Below are 16406 nucleotides of genomic sequence, written 5' to 3'. Positions count from 1 at the left end.
GGTAGTTGGGCTTACGTTCCGCGAGAGTAGGACGTTGCCGGGCAAATATTTATAAATGGATGCGATGAGCCGCACTCGAGACCTGTTAGGTCTCTTTTTTTTGTGATTTTTTAAGGTAGTCTATAGCCAGTTCCAATATTTCTAAAATGTAATTTCTCGTAAAAAGAATTGTTCTCTGATAATAATTCTATTCGAACAGATGGATATTGTGCTAATAAATAGTCAATTAGTGCTTTAGCATATCCTTTCTTTCTATGAGTCTTTGTAACGACGAGTTCTGTAATATATAATGTGACAGTTTCGTCTGTTAATAATCTAGTATAACCAACAACCTCATTATTTACTTCTATTACAATAATACGAGATGTAATAAGCAATTGTTGGATTTTTTCAATACTGAATGTTTTCCAACCTTCTTGTTGAGCAATTTCATTAATGGATTGTATATCTGTGTCAATTGCATTTCTAATAAACATTTTATTCACTCCTTTTTTTAAGTATATCTTATTTTAATTATTACAGGAATGACGTTGGACTTTATCATTGATATAATGATAAAGACTAAAAATTAAGAGGTAGCCTTATGAATATTAATGAAAAATTAAAATCTCTAAATAGTCTTGATGCCATTTCACTACATGTTCCAGGGCATCATAATCATACAATTGGTTATTTAGATGAAATAAATCTTGCTATGGATATGACTGAAATAACTGGGCTTGATGATTTGCATCAACCAGAATTTTGTATAAAGATGAGTATGTCTGAATTGAATAGGTATCCTGGTTATTATGGGCAGTATCTCGTTAATGGTACAACGGTTGGAATACTATCTGCAATTTATGCAGTGGCACATTTAGATGGGGAAGTATTAATTCCTAGAAATGCGCATAAATCAGTATTTAATGCTTTGAATTTAACGAAGCAAGATGCTAAGTTTATGCCTATGACAATATCAGATAAGACGAATAAATATAATGGTGTAGCTTCATTAAGGGATTTAGATTTGAATCATATTAAATTAGCTATTTTTACTTATCCTAATTACTATGGTGAAACATTTGATATTGAAGAAAGTATTAAAATCTTAAAAGAACATCAAATTCCTGTATTGGTAGATGAGGCACATGGTGCACATTTTGGTATTAGTTCATATTTCCCTAATTCATCTATGACTTATGGTGCTGATATAGTCGTGCAGTCTTACCACAAGACATTACCGGCCTTGACGATGGGTTCTGTTCTATATATGAGAGAGGATTTAGAAATAAAATCAAATATTCAACAGTATTTGAAGATGCTACAAACATCTAGTCCTTCATATCTCATTATGGCTAGTTTAGAAAGTGCAGAAAAATTTTATAAGCAGTTTGATGATCAAAGATTCAAATATAATAGACAAACATTCATTGAAACGATGGAGAATGTTGGATTTGAAGTGGGGAGTCTAGAGGACCCTCTTAAATTAATTGTTTCTTATAGAGGATTAAGCGGATTTGAAATTCAAAAACTATTTGAAGATGTGCATATCTATGTAGAGTTATGTGATTATAAATTTGTGTTATTAGTCTTACCATTATGGCATGAATCAGATAAGTTCCCATTTGAAGATATGATTGATCGCGTTAGAAATATTAAAGTGAATGTTGAGCATCAACTTAAAGAGGAAGTACAATTTAAATTACCATACGAAACAGATAGTACAATGTATAGATACAACAATATTGAAAAAACTAAAATGATGGACTTGAATACATCATATGGCTATATTGCTGCTGAAGATATTGTGCCTTATCCACCAGGTATACCAGTCATTTTAAAAGGAGAAAATATTCGTAAAGAAATAGTGGATTCTCTTTTACAATGGCTTGATAGAGGTGGTAGAGTGGAAGGTATATTAAACAAGCAAATCAAGGTAAAGGATGAACAATAAAATGGGACGATTTATTACGTTTGAGGGTCCAGAAGGCTCTGGCAAAACGACGGTTATACATAAAGTTTATGAAAAGTTAAATCAAGATTATGATATTTTACTGACTAGAGAGCCAGGTGGTATCAAAATAAGCGAAGCGATTAGAAACTTGTTGTTAGATAGTGATGACGACATGGATGAAAGAACAGAAGCACTGCTCTTTGCTGCTGCTAGAAGACAACATTTAGTGGAGAAAATATTACCTCAACTTGATAAAGGTGGAACGGTATTATGTGACCGATTTGTTGATAGTTCTTTAAGTTATCAAGGTTACGCACGTGAAATTGGGGTAGAAGAAGTTAAGGCAATTAATGAATTTGCGATTGATAACCTTTATCCTGATTTAACATTATATTTTGATGTACCTGCTGAAGTTGGGTTAAATCGAATTAAAGATAATCAACGTAATGCGAATCGTTTGGATAAAGAAAAAATAGAATTTCATCACAAAGTTACAGATGGTTATAAAAAATTAATTGCTGAGTATCCAGATAGAATTAAAGTAATTGATGCCACGCAACCATTAGAAAAGGTTGTAGATGATGCATATTCTACGATAGTAAAATATCTGAAACAAGATTAAAATATGATATAATAAATAAAGAGGTGTTTAGATATGAAAATGGTAATAGCGATTGTCCAAGATCAAGATAGTCAAAACTTGTCAGAAGCACTTATAGAAAAAAACTTTAGAGCCACTAAACTTGCAACAACTGGTGGATTTCTAAGAGCTGGAAATACAACATTCTTATGCGGTGTCAAAGATGAACGTGTAGATGAATTATTACGTGTTATCGATGGAACTTGTGGTAATCGTGAACAACTTGTTTCACCTATCACACCAATGGGCGGTAGTGCGGATTCTTATATTCCTTACCCTGTAGAAGTTGAAGTAGGTGGCGCAACTGTATTCGTTATGCCAATTGAACAATTCCATCAATTTTAAGAACTGATGAGCTGCCGTTTGAGCAGCTTTTTTATTGCAAGGAGCGTAAAATATGCAATTAACCAAAGAGATTGATCATTTATTAAGTGCACAACAATTATCTCATGCTTATTTATTTGAGGGAGATAATATGTTTGAAATGAAATCTACAGCTTTATATTTTGCTGAACAAATATTATGTGAATCAGAACAAAGTTGTGTGGTTAAAGTTCAAAATTTTAATCATCCTGATTTTGTATATATTCAATCAGATGAAACGACGATAAAGAAACAACAAATAGAAGAATTACTCAGAAAAATGAATCAAAAACCTATCGAAAGCCAATATAAAGTTTACATTATTGAAGCTTTTGATAAACTAACAGTACAGGGTGAAAATAGTATACTTAAATTTTTGGAAGAACCACCTCCAAATACAATTGCCCTGTTACTGACAACCAAGAAAGATCAAATATTGCCAACTATACATTCAAGATGCCAACTTGTTCATTTTAAACCTGCATCTAAAGAAAATTATATAGAAGAATTAAAACTGTCTGGTATTTCTTCTGCAATTGCGCATACATTGAGTTTTGTTACTTCTGATAAAGAAGAAGCACTTGCTCTGACAGAAGAACAATTGTTTGTACAGCTTAGAAAAACTGTAACGAAACTTGCTGAATTGATGGTCAAAGATACACAGATGGCAATGATTTATTTGATCGATTGCATAAAAATTGCTAATACACGCCCGTTACAGCAATTATTTTTAAATAGCTTGAATGCTTATTTTCAAGATTTATTACATGCCAAAATTCAAATAGATACGATAAAGGCATATCCAGATTTAGAAGTGGAAATTAGAGAGGTCAGTCAATATTTATCTTTAAATGACATTTCGAATTATATACAAGTTATAACGGAAGCAAACCGTAAATTAGCGCAAAACGTTAATGCAACGTTAGTATTAGAACAAATGGTTATAAATGGGAAGAGGTGATTAAATGTATGAAATAATTGGTGTTCAATTCCAAAAAGCTGGGAAGAAAGAATATTTCTCACCAAATGGGGAACGTTTCAAAGAAAATGACTTAGTTGTCGTTGAATCTAAACGTGGTATTGAACTTGGTAAAGTTAAATTAACAAATCGCCATGTAGGTAAAGATGATGTTGTCTTACCATTGAAAGAAGTTATCCGTCATGCAACAGAAACTGATATTCAAAAATATCAAGATAATTTAAAGGATGCAGACCATGCTTTAGCTTTATGTAAAGAGTTGGTAGCGACTCACGAGCTTGATATGCGACTTGTTAATTGTGAATATACATTAGATAAAAGTAAAGTCATCTTTAATTTTACAGCTGATGATAGAATAGATTTCAGAACTTTAGTAAAATCTTTAGCTTATGAATTAAAAACACGAATTGAGTTACGACAAATTGGTGTGAGAGACGAAGCGAAATTACTTGGCGGTATAGGTCCATGTGGTCGCTCGTTATGTTGTTCAACATTTTTAGGTGATTTTGAACCTGTTTCAATTAAAATGGCTAAAGATCAAAACTTATCATTAAATCCAACTAAAATATCAGGTGCTTGTGGTCGTTTAATGTGTTGTTTAAAATACGAAAATGACTATTATGAAGAAGTTAGAAATGAATTGCCTGATATTGGTACAACTGTTGTCACGCCAGAAGGTGACGGCAAAGTTGTCGGATTAAATATTTTAGATATAACAATGCAAGTTAAAGTGAAAGGTTTCGAACAACTCTTTGATTATAAACTTGATGAATTACTTGAAGTCCATTCATAAGGGAGGATTATATTGTGAATAGGGACGAGTTGTTTGAAACGATTATGACATTAGAGAATGAACTTAAGCAAATTAATGAACATATGGAAAAGTTGAAAAACCAGGCAGTTGAATTAGTCGAAGACAATGTTGCCCTTCAAATGGAGAATGAAAGTTTGAAGCGTGTAATGGAAACAAGTGAAGACAATCAACAGAAAAAGCCAAACAAGAAATTAAAGCCACTTCAAAGTAAAGATAACTTAGCAATGTTATATCATGAAGGTTTTCATATTTGTCGAGGAGAATTGTTTGGTAAACACAGACAAGGACAAGATTGTTTATTTTGTTTAGAAGTGTTGAATAGATAATAAGAAAATCAGGCATGCTATATGCCTGATTTTTTTAAGTGAGGTGTTTAAATGTTGAATTCGGGAGAAAGACTCGACCAATTATTAAGAGAAGAATTTGAAATTATTCAAAATGATGATGTGTTTTCATTTTCAACAGATGCATTGTTATTAGGAGATTTTACAAAGGTACGAAATAAAGATAAAGTAATGGATTTATGTTCTGGTAATGGCATTATTCCTTTGTTATTGGCACACAAATCTCAAGCTAGTATTGAAGCGGTAGAAATTCAAGAGGCTTTAGTGGATATGGCTAAACGAACGATAGCTCATAATCAATTAGAAGACCAAATATCTATCAATCAAATGGATTTAAAGAATGTATCAACCTCATATCATCCTTCAACATTTGATGTTGTAACCGTAAACCCACCTTACTTTAAAGAAAATCAACAAATGCAACATCAAAAGGAAGCACATAAAATTGCGAGACATGAAATATACTGCACATTAGATGATGTTTTAAAAGCAAGTAAGCATTTGTTAAAGCAAGGTGGTAAACTTGTAATGGTCCATAGAGCGGAAAGACTGATGGATGTCTTAAGCGCATTTCGACAATATAAAATCGAACCTAAAAGATTAAGAATGGTATATAGCACACCTAATAAGAAAGAAGCGGTTACGATTTTAGTTGAAGGTAGAAGTGGTGGTCAAGCAGGATTGAAAGTTGAACAACCATTTTATATTTATGAGGAGAATGGAGATTATTCAAAAGAAATGAAGGTTGTATATTATGGCTAACCATTATACATATATATTAGAGTGTAAGGATCAAACGTTATATACTGGTTATACGACAGATTTAGACAGAAGGTTAAAAGTCCATAATGAAGGTAAGGGTGCTAAATATACTAAAGTGAGACGCCCTGTTAAACTTGTATATCATGAGACATTCGATAATAAATCCGAAGCTTTAAAACGAGAATATGCTTTAAAACAGTTAAGTAGAAAACAAAAATTAGCGCTTATTAAGGAGGGGTAGTATGTCTATATTATATTTAGTAGGAACCCCAATCGGAAATTTAGAAGATATCACTTATCGTGCGGTTAGAATGTTAACAGAAGTCGATTATATCTTTTGTGAAGATACACGTGTTACAGGCAAGCTTTGTCAGCATTATGAAATACAAACGCCACTTAAGTCTTACCATGAACACAATAAAGATAAGTCATCTGAGCAAATATTGAGATTATTAGAAGATGGCAAAGATATTGCGCTCGTTTCTGATGCAGGCTGCCCTTGTATAAGTGATCCTGGTTATGAACTTGTGAATCAAGTTAGGGATAATGGTTATCGTGTTGAAACGATTCCTGGACCTAATGCGGCTATTACGGCATTAATGACAAGTGGATTACCATCATATAAATTTGTGTTTCTAGGATTTTTACCTAGACATGCGAAAGAAAAACATGATGTATTGGAAAAATGGATGACGAGAGAATCAACATCTATGATTTATGAGTCACCCTATAGAATTAAACAGACGGTACAAGCAATAGCTGAAATTGATCCTGAAAGAAAAGTAGCAATTGGAAGAGAACTTACAAAGAAATTTGAACAAGTGGAAACGAATCAAATAAAGGTTATTGAAGAAATGTTATCAGATGAGCGTATACCTCAAAAAGGAGAGTTCGTCATCTTGATTGAAGGTGCCGATGAATCGACACAAGTTGATAATTGGTGGGAAGACTTGGATCTCGTTCAACATGTCGAAATTTATATAAATGAACATCAAATGAGATCTAAAGATGCTATCAAACAAGTAGCGGTAGATAGAAAAATGAAAAAAAGAGATGTATACGAAGCGTATCATATTGACGAATAAACAAAAAAAGGAAATTTAAAGTACATCGTTTACTTTAAATTTCCTTTTTTTATATGCAGCTTTTATTATTTTGATTTTTTCTCAATCTCGTTAATTAGTTGCTGAGCGCCTTCTTTACTTAAGACAATTTTACCATCAGCTAAAACAAAATTGTCTTCAGAAACATCTCCAGTAACTTGACAAGTCATGTTAGGTGAGTATTTCTTTAAGATAATTTTATCGTCATCTGTATAAATTTCTAAAGCATCTTTCTCAGCAATGTCTAATATGCGTCGTAATTCGATAGGAATTACTACACGGCCTAGTTCATCTACTTTACGCACGATTCCAGTTGATTTCATCTTTTTACCTCCGTTTAATAAAACCATAATTATCTAATTCGACATTCATTCGACAATTATATAAATAGTATACTAATATGAATTGAAGAAAATGTCAATAAAACAATATATTGCATACGTTTAATTTTTGAAATATAAAACAATTGTTATCTCTATACCATAATCAGGTAATATTGAAAAAATGCTTAATTTTCGGTATATTATATAGATAAGATATTAGGAGGAAACGCTGATGACGAAAGAGACTTTTTACATTACGACACCGATTTATTATCCGAGCGGGAATTTACACATAGGTCATGCGTATACTACGGTTGCTGGTGATGTAATTGCTAGATATAAACGGTTACAAGGCTATGATGTTCATTATTTAACTGGTACAGATGAACATGGTCAAAAAATACAAGAAAAAGCTAAAGAAGCAGGCTTATCTGAAATAGAATATTTAGATGGCATTATTAAAAGTATCCAATCTTTATGGAAAAAATTAGACATCTCTAATGATGATTTTATTCGAACTACTGAAGAAAGACATAAACAAGTTGTCGAAAAAGTCTTCGAAAAGTTATTAGCACAAGGTGACATATACTTAGGTGAGTATGAAGGTTGGTACTCAATACCAGATGAAACATATTACACTGAAACACAACTTGTCGATCCAGTTTATGAAGATGGCAAAATCGTCGGTGGTAAGAGTCCAGATTCAGGTCATGAAGTAGAACTTGTGAAAGAAGAAAGTTATTTCTTTAAATTAGATAACTATGCTGATCGTTTGCTTAAATTCTTCGATGAAAATCCGGAATTCATTTTACCTATTTCTCGTAAGAATGAAATGATCAACAACTTTATTAAACCTGGTCTAGAAGATTTAGCGATTTCTAGAACGACTTTTGATTGGGGTATTAAAGTACCTTCTAATCCTAAACACGTTGTGTATGTATGGATTGACGCACTTGTGAACTATATTTCTGCGTTAGGTTATTTATCAGATGACGACACGCTATTTAAAAAATATTGGCCAGCAGATGTGCATTTAATGGCTAAAGAAATTGTTCGATTCCATTCAATTATTTGGCCAATCTTATTGATGGCTTTAGACTTACCTTTACCTAAACGTGAATTTGCTCACGGTTGGATCTTGATGAAAGACGGTAAAATGAGTAAATCTAAAGGTAATGTTGTAGATCCGAACGTCTTAATTGATAAATACGGCTTAGATGCAACAAGATACTATCTCATGAGAGAATTACCATTTGGCGCAGATGGTGTATTTACGCCTGAAGCATTCGTTGAAAGAACAAATTACGATTTAGCTAATGACTTAGGTAACTTAGTAAATCGTACAATAGCAATGGTTAATAAATACTTTAATGGCGTACTTCCTAAATATAAAGGCAAATTACACCCATTAGATGAAGAGATGGAACAAATGGCTTTAGATACTAAAGATAAATTCTATTCAGCAATGGAAAATATGCAATTCTCAGTTGCTTTAGCAGAAGTTTGGAAGTTGATTAGTCGTACAAACAAATATATTGATGAAACAACACCATGGGTATTAGCTAAAGATGAAAATGAACGTGAAATGCTAGAAAATGTCATGATACACTTAGTTGAAAACATTAGATTTGCAGCAGTATTATTACGTCCATTCTTAACACATGCACCATATGAGATTTTCCGTCAATTAAACTTAGAAAAAGGTAAACTTGATACATTTGAAAGTATCGAACAATATGGCGCTATTGATCAAGATATCAAAGTGATTGAAAAGCCTGAGCCTATTTTCCCTAGATTAGATGTAGAACAAGAAGTGGCGTTCATCAAAGATTCTATGCAAGGTGGAACGACTGCAGAATCATCTGAAGAAGAAGCTGAAACTGCTGAGGAAGAAGTAGTACCATCTAAACCAGAAATCACAATTGATCAATTTGATAAAGTAGAAATCAAAGCTGCTACTGTTACAGGTGCAGACTATGTGAAAAAATCAGATAAACTTTTAAAAATAAAAGTAGATTTAGGTAACGAAAAGAGACAAATTGTTTCAGGTATAGCTGAATTTTATAAACCTGAAGATATTGTTGGTAAAAAAGTAGCGGTCGTTACGAACTTAAAACCAGTCAAATTACGTGGTGAATTATCAGAGGGTATGATTTTATCAGCTGAGAAAGACGGCACACTTACTTTAGTAGGTTTACCAAATGCAATACAAAACGGATCTATCATTAAGTAAAGTACTGAAAGGAAGATTCGAATGTTAATAGATACACACGTCCATTTAAATGCGGATCAATACGATGAAGATTTACAAGAAGTAATCGATCGAGCTTTGGAAGAAGGTATCGATAGAATGTTCGTTGTTGGTTTCGACACGAACACAATTGAAAGAACGATGAAATTAATAGACCAGTATGATTTTATATATGGCATTATAGGTTGGCATCCTGTTGATGCAATTGATTGTACGGAAGAACGCCTACAATGGATTGAAGAATTGTCTAAACACCCAAAAATCATCGGTATAGGTGAGATGGGATTAGATTATCACTGGGACAAGTCACCTAAAGATATCCAAAAAGAAGTATTTAGAAAACAAATCGCATTAGCGAAACGTGTTCAACTACCGATTATTATTCATAATAGAGAAGCAACTCAAGATTGCGTTGATATCTTAAAAGAAGAAAATGCAAGTGAAGTTGGCGGAATTATGCATAGTTTCAGTGGCTCAAACGAAATAGCTGATGAAATACTTAAAATGAATTTCTATATTTCATTGGGTGGACCTGTCACGTTCAAAAATGCGAAACAACCAAAAGAAGTAGCTCAACATGTACCGTTAGATAGATTACTCGTTGAAACAGATGCACCATACTTATCACCTCACCCTTATAGAGGGAAAAGAAACGAACCTGCGCGTGTAAAACTTGTTGCAGAACAAATTGCTGAATTGCGTGGTATTTCTTACGAGGAAGTATGTAAAGCTACTACAGAAAATGCTGAAAGATTATTTAAATTATAAAATATGATGCCCCAAAACGGTTGTTTTGGGGCATCTTTAAAGAAGGAAATGAATATGAAGATAAATGAATTTGTTGTTGTTGAGGGACGCGATGATACAGTTAATGTTAAAAGAGCAGTAGATTGCGATACGATAGAAACAAATGGCTCAGCAATATCAAAAGAAACACTAGAAGTTATAAGACAAGCGCATGAAAAACGTGGTGTCATTGTATTAACTGACCCAGATTTCCCAGGTGATAAAATTAGAAATACAATCAAGCAGTATATCCCTAGTGTGAAACATGCATTTATACCAAGAGATAAAGCTAAAAATAAAAGAGGAAAAATAGGCGTTGAGCATGCTTCAATTGAAACAATTAAAGATGCACTTACAAATGTAAGTTCTCCATTAGAAGCGGACATTGAAACAATTGATAAAGCAGTCTTAATTGACCTTGGATTAATTATAGGACCAGACGCAAGAAGAAAACGCGAAATACTATGCAGTAAATTAAATATAGGCCATTCAAATGGCAAACAATTGCTAAACAAATTAAATGCCTTCGGTTATACTGAGAAAGATGTAAAAGAAGCACTGGGATATAAAGAGGAGTGACACGATGAACGATAAAGATATAGCAACACCTAAACGTACAAAAGCGTTATTAGATCAATATGGATTTAAATTCAAAAAGAGTTTAGGTCAGAACTTTTTAATCGATACAAATATTATTCAAAAAATTATTTCTGCTAGTGATATAGATGAGCATACAGGTGTTATTGAAGTTGGACCAGGAATGGGTTCACTTACTGAACAATTAGCGAGAGCTTCAAAGAAAGTGTTGGCTTTTGAAATTGATCAAAGATTAATACCTGTATTAGAAGATACGTTAAGTCCATATGACAATGTAACAGTTGTAAATGAAGATATATTGAAAGCCAACGTTAAACAAGAAATTGAAACACACTTAAAAGACTGCGATAAAATTATGTTGGTTGCTAATTTACCTTATTACATTACGACGCCTATATTGATGAATTTACTAGAAAATGATTTACCAATAGATGGCTATGTTGTCATGATGCAAAAAGAAGTAGGAGAACGCTTAAACGCTGAAGTAGGTAGTAAAAGTTATGGTTCATTATCAATAGCTTGTCAGTATTACACTGAAACTGAACGTGTGTTAGTCGTCCCGAAGACTGTCTTTATGCCACCACCGAATGTTGATTCAATCGTTATTAAATTAACGAAACGTATTGAACCGATCGTCGAAGTAGATGATGAGAAACTACTATTCAAGCTTTCAAAAGGTGCTTTCGGACAAAGACGAAAAACAATTTTAAACAATTATATTAATACAATTAAAGATGGCAAACTGCATAAAGATGAAATCGTCGAATGGCTAAATGCTTCAAACATAGACCCTAAGCGACGTGGTGAAACGCTAACAATACAAGAATATGCACATCTTTGTAACAATTTGAAAAAATACCCGAATTTATCTATGTAAATATATTGACATTGCTTTATCAACTTGATAAAATTTAAATTTTATTTGACAAAAATCCGCTTTCGTAGTATAATTTTATCTATAGCGAGGTGGGTCAATATGCCGAAGACTTTAGTAGACATCAAAAAAATATTGGAATGTCAATTAGGAAATCGTATTGTACTTAAAGCTAATGGAGGACGTAAGAAGTTAATTGAGCGAAGTGGCGTGCTTAAGGAAACGTATCCATCAGTTTTCGTGGTCGAATTAGATCAAGAGAAACATAATTTTGAGCGTGTATCTTATACATACACTGATGTATTAACTGAGAATGTCCAAGTAACTTTTATGAATGAACATAAAGAGGAATTCATCGTTCAATAATTAAAGGTATTTAATAAAAAACTCTACGCGATATGACTGTGATATGGCGTAGGGTTTTTTATTATGCCAAAAAATAGAATAAAGCTAATACTTTCTAACTTTTATTTATGGTAAAATCATAATAATAAGTTTTAGAGAGGGCAAGTATATGATTTATGAAACTGCACCAGCAAAAATTAATTTAACATTAGATACGTTATATAAACGTGAAGATGGGTATCATGAAGTGGAAATGATTATGACGACCATCGACTTAAATGACCGATTAACATTTGAGTGTAGAGACGATGGTGAAATTATTATTGATGTAGAACATAATTTTGTACCAAGTGATCATAGAAATTTAGCATATAAAGCAGCGAAGTTGATGCAAGATAGATACAATATTGAAAAAGGTGTGAAGATTTCATTAGAAAAAAGCATACCGATTTCAGCAGGTTTAGCTGGTGGGTCAAGTGATGCAGCCGCTACTTTTAGAGGTTTGAATGAATTATGGGGGATTAACGAATCTTTAGAAACATTAAGTGAGTTGGCTTCGGAAATTGGATCAGATATTTCGTTTTGTATTTATGGAAAAACTGCTTTATGCCAAGGTAGAGGTGAGAAAATTACGCACTTACCTAAACCACCTTCAGCATGGGTCGTTATCGCGAAACCAGATATAGGCGTTTCAACGCCTGAAATTTACGGCGCATTAGATTTAGAAAACAAGGATGAAGTACAAACACAAGCGTGTCTTAAAGCAATCGAAAATAACGATTATGCCACAATGTGTCAGTCGCTTGGCAATAGTCTTGAAAAAGTCACGATGCAGCTGTATCCAGAAGTTGAGAAATTGAAGAACACTATGAGTAATACTGGTGTAGATGCTGCTTTAATGAGTGGCAGTGGCCCGACTATATATGGCTTTGTTCAAAAAGAAAGACAAGCTAAGCAAGTATATAATGCTTTGATGGGGTGTTGTAACGATGTATACATCGCGAGACTGCTCGGATAGCTTTGAGGAATGCGAACGATTATAGTATAATTAGGCTTAAAATACGGAATAGAGATTGGAGTTTTATAAATGAGGTTTAAACGAAGTGAAAGAATCGTTTATATGACACAATATTTATTGAAACATCCGAACGAGTTAGTGCCGTTGACTTATTTTGTGAATCATTTTGGTCAGGCGAAGTCGTCTATTAGTGAAGACATACAAATTATTAAAGAAACGTTTACTGCTGAGAGACTTGGTATTATAGAAACGACTGCCGGTGCAAGTGGCGGCGTAACTTACCGACCTAAAATGTACGTCGAAGAAGCACGTGAATTGATTGAAAAATTGTGTGAATTACTAAAAGAAAAAGAAAGACTGTTGCCAGGTGGCTATTTATTTATGTCAGATTTAGTAGGGAATCCTAAACTATTAAATCAAGTAGGGGAATTAATCGCTACAATGTACATGGATGAAGAACTTGATGCGGTAGTTACAATAGCAACAAAGGGTATTTCTTTAGCAAATGCCGTGGCGAAAGTGCTTAATTTGCCAGTTGTGGTTATAAGAAAAGACAATAAAGTAACAGAAGGATCCACAGTATCGATTAACTATGTGTCTGGGTCTTCTAGAAAGATTGAGACAATGGTTTTATCAAAAAGAACATTGCCTGAATATTCGAATGTATTGATTGTTGATGACTTTATGAGAGCAGGCGGATCTATTAATGGTGTAATCAATTTGATGAATGAGTTTAAAGCTACAGTAAAAGGGGTATCAGTACTTGTAGAATCAAAAGAAGTTAAACATCGATTGATTGAAGATTATACATCTTTAGTTAGGTTATCTGACGTAGACGAGTACAATCAACAATTTTCAGTAGAGGAAGGCAACTGTTTAAAAAGATTTAATTAAAAGGAGAGTAATCAACATGAAAAGTATTAACGCAACAAACGCTCCAGAAGCTTTAGGACCATATTGCCATGCAGTAGTAGTAGATAATTTAGTATTTACTTCTGGTCAAATACCATTAAATCAACAAGGTGAAGTCGTTTCTGAAGATGTCAAAGAACAAACTAAGCAAGTACTAGAAAATTTAAAAGTCGTACTTCAAGAAAGTGGCGCATCTTTAGATAGTGTCGTTAAATCTTTAATTTTCATAAAAGATATGAACGATTTCCAAGACATCAATGCCGTATATGGAGAATATTTTAATGAACATTTGCCTGCTAGAAGTTGTGTGGAAGTTGCACGTTTACCGAAAGATGTAAAAGTTGAAATCGAAATGATTGCAAAAATAAATAACTAACTTCAATTAATATGATGCTGCTACTTTAAATAGACAAAACAGGGGGCACACAAATCATGAAGGTAACAGATGTGAGATTAAGAAAAATTCAAACGGATGGAAGAATGAAAGCATTAGTTTCTATAACATTAGATGACGCTTTTGTTATTCACGACTTAAGAGTAATCGAGGGAAATTCAGGACTGTTTGTGGCTATGCCTAGTAAGCGTACGCCAGATGGGGAATTTAGAGATATTGCGCATCCCATTAATTCTGAAATGAGACAGGAGATTCAAGAAGCGGTTATGAAAGTATATGATGAAACAGATGAAGTCATTATTCCAAAATCAGCTCAAGAAGCCTCAAATTCAGAGGATAGCGATGAAGCATCAGACAGTGAAGAAGAATAACGATATTTAAAGTACTCAGCTCACGTATATTGATAAACAGCAGTTAAAATCTTATGATTTTAACTGCTGTTTTTTTATGCATCATGATAATGGATGTATTGATAAGGAAACGTTTACTTGAACTCTTTCTTGATACTATGCGGTCAATTAAATTATAATAGACTAAAGTGTGTATAAATGGAGGTATTTGCAATGCAAAAATATGCAGTTGTATTAGCTGCTGGTAAAGGTACAAGAATGAAATCTAAACTTTACAAAGTACTACATACAGTAGCTGGAGAAGCAATGGTTCAACATGTTATAGATAGCGTGAAAAATGCAGGTGTTGATAAAGTCGTAACAGTTGTTGGGCATGGTGCTGAAAAAGTCAAAGAAACAATCGGTCATGCATCTCAGTTTGTACATCAAGAAGAACAATTAGGAACAGCACATGCAGTAAAGACTGCTAAAGATATATTAGGTACTGAAAAAGGCACAACAATTGTTGTATGTGGAGACACACCATTAATCAGTGATGAAACGATTAAAAACTTATTAGATTTTCATGAGTCTGAAAGTGCAGTAGCAACTGTCTTGTCTGCAAAAGTTGATAACCCGTTTGGTTACGGCAGAATCGTTCGCGATGAAAATGGTTTGGTTTCTGGAATTGTCGAACAAAAAGACGCTTCTTCTGCTGAAGCTGAAGTTAATGAAATCAGTTCTGGTATATTTGCTTTCGATAATGAAAAGTTATTTGAAACACTTGAAAAAGTAAACAATGATAATGCACAAGGTGAATATTATTTACCAGATGTGATTCGCATCCTAAAAGAAGAAAATGAAAAAGTTTCTGCTTTTATTACGAACGATGTTGACGGCATTATGGGTGTGAATGATAGAGTGCAACTTGCGAAAGCGGAACAGAAAATGAAAGAACGTATCAATCATCAACATATGCTAAATGGCGTAACAATTATTGATCCAGCTACAACTTATATCGGGAAACAAGTCGTAATTGGTGAAGATACAGTTGTAGAACCAGGTGTAAGACTTTCTGGCACAACAATTATAGGAAAAAATGTTACGATAGGAATGAATTCTGACATCAAAAATAGTACAATTAAAGATGATGCTACAATTAAACAATCTGTTATTACAGATTCAGTTGTAGGCGAAAACGCTACAGTAGGACCATTTGCACAATTAAGACCAGGTTCTGAACTAGGCAAAGATACGAAAATTGGTAACTTTGTTGAAACTAAAAAGGCTGTCTTAAAAGATGGCGCTAAAGTTTCACACTTAAGTTATATCGGAGATGCAGAAGTAGGTGCAAGAACAAATATTGGTTGTGGTTCTATCACTGTAAATTATGATGGCGTGAATAAATTCCGTACGGTTATAGGAGATGATGCATTTATTGGATGTAATTCAAATCTAGTTGCACCAGTAGAAATTGGAGATGGATCATTCATAGCAGCAGGGTCAACAATTACAGATGATGTACCAAATGAAAGCTTGGCGCTAGGTCGCGCTAGACAAACGACAAAAGAAGGATATTATAAAACGAAATAAAAGGAGCCGTCAAAACATGAGTCAAAATGATATCGGAGGAACAGAA

21 protein-coding genes are annotated in these 16406 nt (G+C 33.4%); 19 read left to right on the top strand and 2 right to left on the bottom strand.

All coding sequences use genetic code 11. The features are described 5' to 3' along the window. Nucleotides 1-110: 110 nt before the first annotated feature. Complete coding sequence (locus tag LQ622_RS14285) at nt 111-476, bottom strand: GNAT family N-acetyltransferase (protein ID WP_126476447.1); 366 nt, start codon at nt 474-476, stop codon at nt 111-113. 107 nt (nt 477-583) lie between these two features. Here LQ622_RS14285 and LQ622_RS14280 point away from each other — a divergent pair, with 107 nt between their 5' ends. From LQ622_RS14280 to rsmI, 9 genes are read left to right on the top strand one after another with little or no spacing between them, the layout of a single operon-like run. Then, complete coding sequence (locus LQ622_RS14280; protein WP_239763470.1) at nt 584-1933, top strand: aminotransferase class I/II-fold pyridoxal phosphate-dependent enzyme; 1350 nt, start codon at nt 584-586, stop codon at nt 1931-1933. A gap of 1 nt (nt 1934) precedes the next feature. After that, entirely contained in the window at nt 1935-2555 is a 621-nt protein-coding gene (tmk, locus tag LQ622_RS14275) for a dTMP kinase (RefSeq protein WP_159316304.1), read from the top strand. 33 nt (nt 2556-2588) lie between these two features. Beyond that, nucleotides 2589-2918: a cyclic-di-AMP receptor gene (locus LQ622_RS14270; RefSeq protein WP_025905587.1), complete on the top strand. Its 330-nt coding sequence runs from the start codon at nt 2589-2591 to the stop codon at nt 2916-2918. Between the two features lie 52 nt (nt 2919-2970). After that, entirely contained in the window at nt 2971-3897 is a 927-nt protein-coding gene (locus tag LQ622_RS14265; protein WP_239763468.1) for a DNA polymerase III subunit delta', read from the top strand. A 4-nt stretch (nt 3898-3901) separates the two neighbouring features. Next, a complete protein-coding gene (locus LQ622_RS14260) occupies nt 3902-4708 on the top strand; it encodes a PSP1 domain-containing protein (protein ID WP_239763466.1) in 807 nt (268 codons plus the stop codon). A 14-nt stretch (nt 4709-4722) separates the two neighbouring features. Beyond that, nucleotides 4723-5055, top strand: a complete 333-nt coding sequence (gene yabA / locus LQ622_RS14255; protein WP_025905584.1) for a DNA replication initiation control protein YabA — start codon at nt 4723-4725, stop codon at nt 5053-5055. Nucleotides 5056-5106: 51 nt separating this feature from the next. Further along, on the top strand, nt 5107-5835 hold the full coding sequence (locus LQ622_RS14250; RefSeq protein ID WP_239763464.1) for a tRNA1(Val) (adenine(37)-N6)-methyltransferase: 729 nt from the start codon (nt 5107-5109) through the stop codon (nt 5833-5835). Then, entirely contained in the window at nt 5828-6076 is a 249-nt protein-coding gene (locus LQ622_RS14245; protein ID WP_126476452.1) for a GIY-YIG nuclease family protein, read from the top strand. The genes LQ622_RS14250 and LQ622_RS14245 overlap by 8 nt, the downstream gene beginning before the upstream one ends. 1 nt (nt 6077) lies before the next feature. Further along, nucleotides 6078-6920 (top strand): 16S rRNA (cytidine(1402)-2'-O)-methyltransferase, encoded by an 843-nt coding sequence (gene rsmI, locus LQ622_RS14240; RefSeq protein WP_232194144.1) that lies wholly within the window; start codon nt 6078-6080, stop codon nt 6918-6920. Between the two features lie 65 nt (nt 6921-6985). On the opposite strand, the gene LQ622_RS14235 is transcribed toward rsmI, so the two are convergent. Beyond that, entirely contained in the window at nt 6986-7261 is a 276-nt protein-coding gene (locus LQ622_RS14235; RefSeq protein ID WP_025905580.1) for an AbrB/MazE/SpoVT family DNA-binding domain-containing protein, read from the bottom strand. Between the two features lie 232 nt (nt 7262-7493). Here LQ622_RS14235 and metG point away from each other — a divergent pair, with 232 nt between their 5' ends. The 10 genes from metG (at nt 7494) to glmU (ending at nt 16360) form a co-directional block, all read left to right on the top strand. After that, nucleotides 7494-9494 carry a methionine--tRNA ligase gene (metG, locus tag LQ622_RS14230; RefSeq protein WP_204259031.1) on the top strand — a complete coding sequence of 667 codons (2001 nt, stop codon included), beginning with the start codon at nt 7494-7496 and terminating at the stop codon, nt 9492-9494. A 21-nt stretch (nt 9495-9515) separates the two neighbouring features. After that, the gene (locus LQ622_RS14225; protein WP_025905578.1) at nt 9516-10280 is read left to right on the top strand and encodes a TatD family hydrolase; all 765 of its coding nucleotides are present in this window, start codon (nt 9516-9518) and stop codon (nt 10278-10280) included. Between the two features lie 54 nt (nt 10281-10334). Further along, the gene (rnmV, locus tag LQ622_RS14220; RefSeq protein ID WP_037590321.1) at nt 10335-10877 is read left to right on the top strand and encodes a ribonuclease M5; all 543 of its coding nucleotides are present in this window, start codon (nt 10335-10337) and stop codon (nt 10875-10877) included. A gap of 4 nt (nt 10878-10881) precedes the next feature. Beyond that, nucleotides 10882-11772: a 16S rRNA (adenine(1518)-N(6)/adenine(1519)-N(6))-dimethyltransferase RsmA gene (gene rsmA / locus LQ622_RS14215; RefSeq protein WP_204255765.1), complete on the top strand. Its 891-nt coding sequence runs from the start codon at nt 10882-10884 to the stop codon at nt 11770-11772. A gap of 99 nt (nt 11773-11871) precedes the next feature. Continuing rightward, nucleotides 11872-12135, top strand: coding sequence for a biofilm formation stimulator Veg (veg, locus tag LQ622_RS14210; protein ID WP_025905575.1), 264 nt, complete (start codon nt 11872-11874; stop codon nt 12133-12135). Between the two features lie 148 nt (nt 12136-12283). Next, on the top strand, nt 12284-13132 hold the full coding sequence (gene ispE / locus LQ622_RS14205) for a 4-(cytidine 5'-diphospho)-2-C-methyl-D-erythritol kinase (RefSeq protein WP_204168354.1): 849 nt from the start codon (nt 12284-12286) through the stop codon (nt 13130-13132). 69 nt (nt 13133-13201) lie between these two features. Next, on the top strand, nt 13202-14026 hold the full coding sequence (gene purR, locus LQ622_RS14200) for a pur operon repressor (RefSeq protein ID WP_025905573.1): 825 nt from the start codon (nt 13202-13204) through the stop codon (nt 14024-14026). 16 nt (nt 14027-14042) lie between these two features. Then, nucleotides 14043-14420: a RidA family protein gene (locus tag LQ622_RS14195; RefSeq protein WP_049320973.1), complete on the top strand. Its 378-nt coding sequence runs from the start codon at nt 14043-14045 to the stop codon at nt 14418-14420. A gap of 56 nt (nt 14421-14476) precedes the next feature. After that, nucleotides 14477-14809, top strand: a complete 333-nt coding sequence (gene spoVG, locus LQ622_RS14190; RefSeq protein WP_037590328.1) for a septation regulator SpoVG — start codon at nt 14477-14479, stop codon at nt 14807-14809. Nucleotides 14810-15001: 192 nt separating this feature from the next. Then, complete coding sequence (gene glmU, locus LQ622_RS14185) at nt 15002-16360, top strand: bifunctional UDP-N-acetylglucosamine diphosphorylase/glucosamine-1-phosphate N-acetyltransferase GlmU (protein ID WP_239763459.1); 1359 nt, start codon at nt 15002-15004, stop codon at nt 16358-16360. The last annotated feature ends 46 nt before the right edge of the window (nt 16361-16406 follow it).

This window comes from Mammaliicoccus sp. N-M50, assembly GCF_022386995.1.
Classification (GTDB): Bacteria; Bacillota; Bacilli; order Staphylococcales; family Staphylococcaceae; genus Mammaliicoccus; species Mammaliicoccus sciuri_A.
Note: the sequence above shows the minus strand (reverse complement) of the source record. Positions and strands in the feature narration are given on the sequence as shown.

Coding starts and splice junctions, on each gene's coding strand:
- LQ622_RS14285 (WP_126476447.1), bottom strand. CDS start 476: ATGTTTATTAGAAATGCAATTGACACAGATATACAATCCATTAATGAA.
- LQ622_RS14280 (WP_239763470.1), top strand. CDS start 584: ATGAATATTAATGAAAAATTAAAATCTCTAAATAGTCTTGATGCCATT.
- tmk (WP_159316304.1), top strand. CDS start 1,935: ATGGGACGATTTATTACGTTTGAGGGTCCAGAAGGCTCTGGCAAAACG.
- LQ622_RS14270 (WP_025905587.1), top strand. CDS start 2,589: ATGAAAATGGTAATAGCGATTGTCCAAGATCAAGATAGTCAAAACTTG.
- LQ622_RS14265 (WP_239763468.1), top strand. CDS start 2,971: ATGCAATTAACCAAAGAGATTGATCATTTATTAAGTGCACAACAATTA.
- LQ622_RS14260 (WP_239763466.1), top strand. CDS start 3,902: ATGTATGAAATAATTGGTGTTCAATTCCAAAAAGCTGGGAAGAAAGAA.
- LQ622_RS14250 (WP_239763464.1), top strand. CDS start 5,107: ATGTTGAATTCGGGAGAAAGACTCGACCAATTATTAAGAGAAGAATTT.
- LQ622_RS14245 (WP_126476452.1), top strand. CDS start 5,828: ATGGCTAACCATTATACATATATATTAGAGTGTAAGGATCAAACGTTA.
- rsmI (WP_232194144.1), top strand. CDS start 6,078: ATGTCTATATTATATTTAGTAGGAACCCCAATCGGAAATTTAGAAGAT.
- LQ622_RS14235 (WP_025905580.1), bottom strand. CDS start 7,261: ATGAAATCAACTGGAATCGTGCGTAAAGTAGATGAACTAGGCCGTGTA.
- metG (WP_204259031.1), top strand. CDS start 7,494: ATGACGAAAGAGACTTTTTACATTACGACACCGATTTATTATCCGAGC.
- LQ622_RS14225 (WP_025905578.1), top strand. CDS start 9,516: ATGTTAATAGATACACACGTCCATTTAAATGCGGATCAATACGATGAA.
- rnmV (WP_037590321.1), top strand. CDS start 10,335: ATGAAGATAAATGAATTTGTTGTTGTTGAGGGACGCGATGATACAGTT.
- rsmA (WP_204255765.1), top strand. CDS start 10,882: ATGAACGATAAAGATATAGCAACACCTAAACGTACAAAAGCGTTATTA.
- veg (WP_025905575.1), top strand. CDS start 11,872: ATGCCGAAGACTTTAGTAGACATCAAAAAAATATTGGAATGTCAATTA.
- ispE (WP_204168354.1), top strand. CDS start 12,284: ATGATTTATGAAACTGCACCAGCAAAAATTAATTTAACATTAGATACG.
- purR (WP_025905573.1), top strand. CDS start 13,202: ATGAGGTTTAAACGAAGTGAAAGAATCGTTTATATGACACAATATTTA.
- LQ622_RS14195 (WP_049320973.1), top strand. CDS start 14,043: ATGAAAAGTATTAACGCAACAAACGCTCCAGAAGCTTTAGGACCATAT.
- spoVG (WP_037590328.1), top strand. CDS start 14,477: ATGAAGGTAACAGATGTGAGATTAAGAAAAATTCAAACGGATGGAAGA.
- glmU (WP_239763459.1), top strand. CDS start 15,002: ATGCAAAAATATGCAGTTGTATTAGCTGCTGGTAAAGGTACAAGAATG.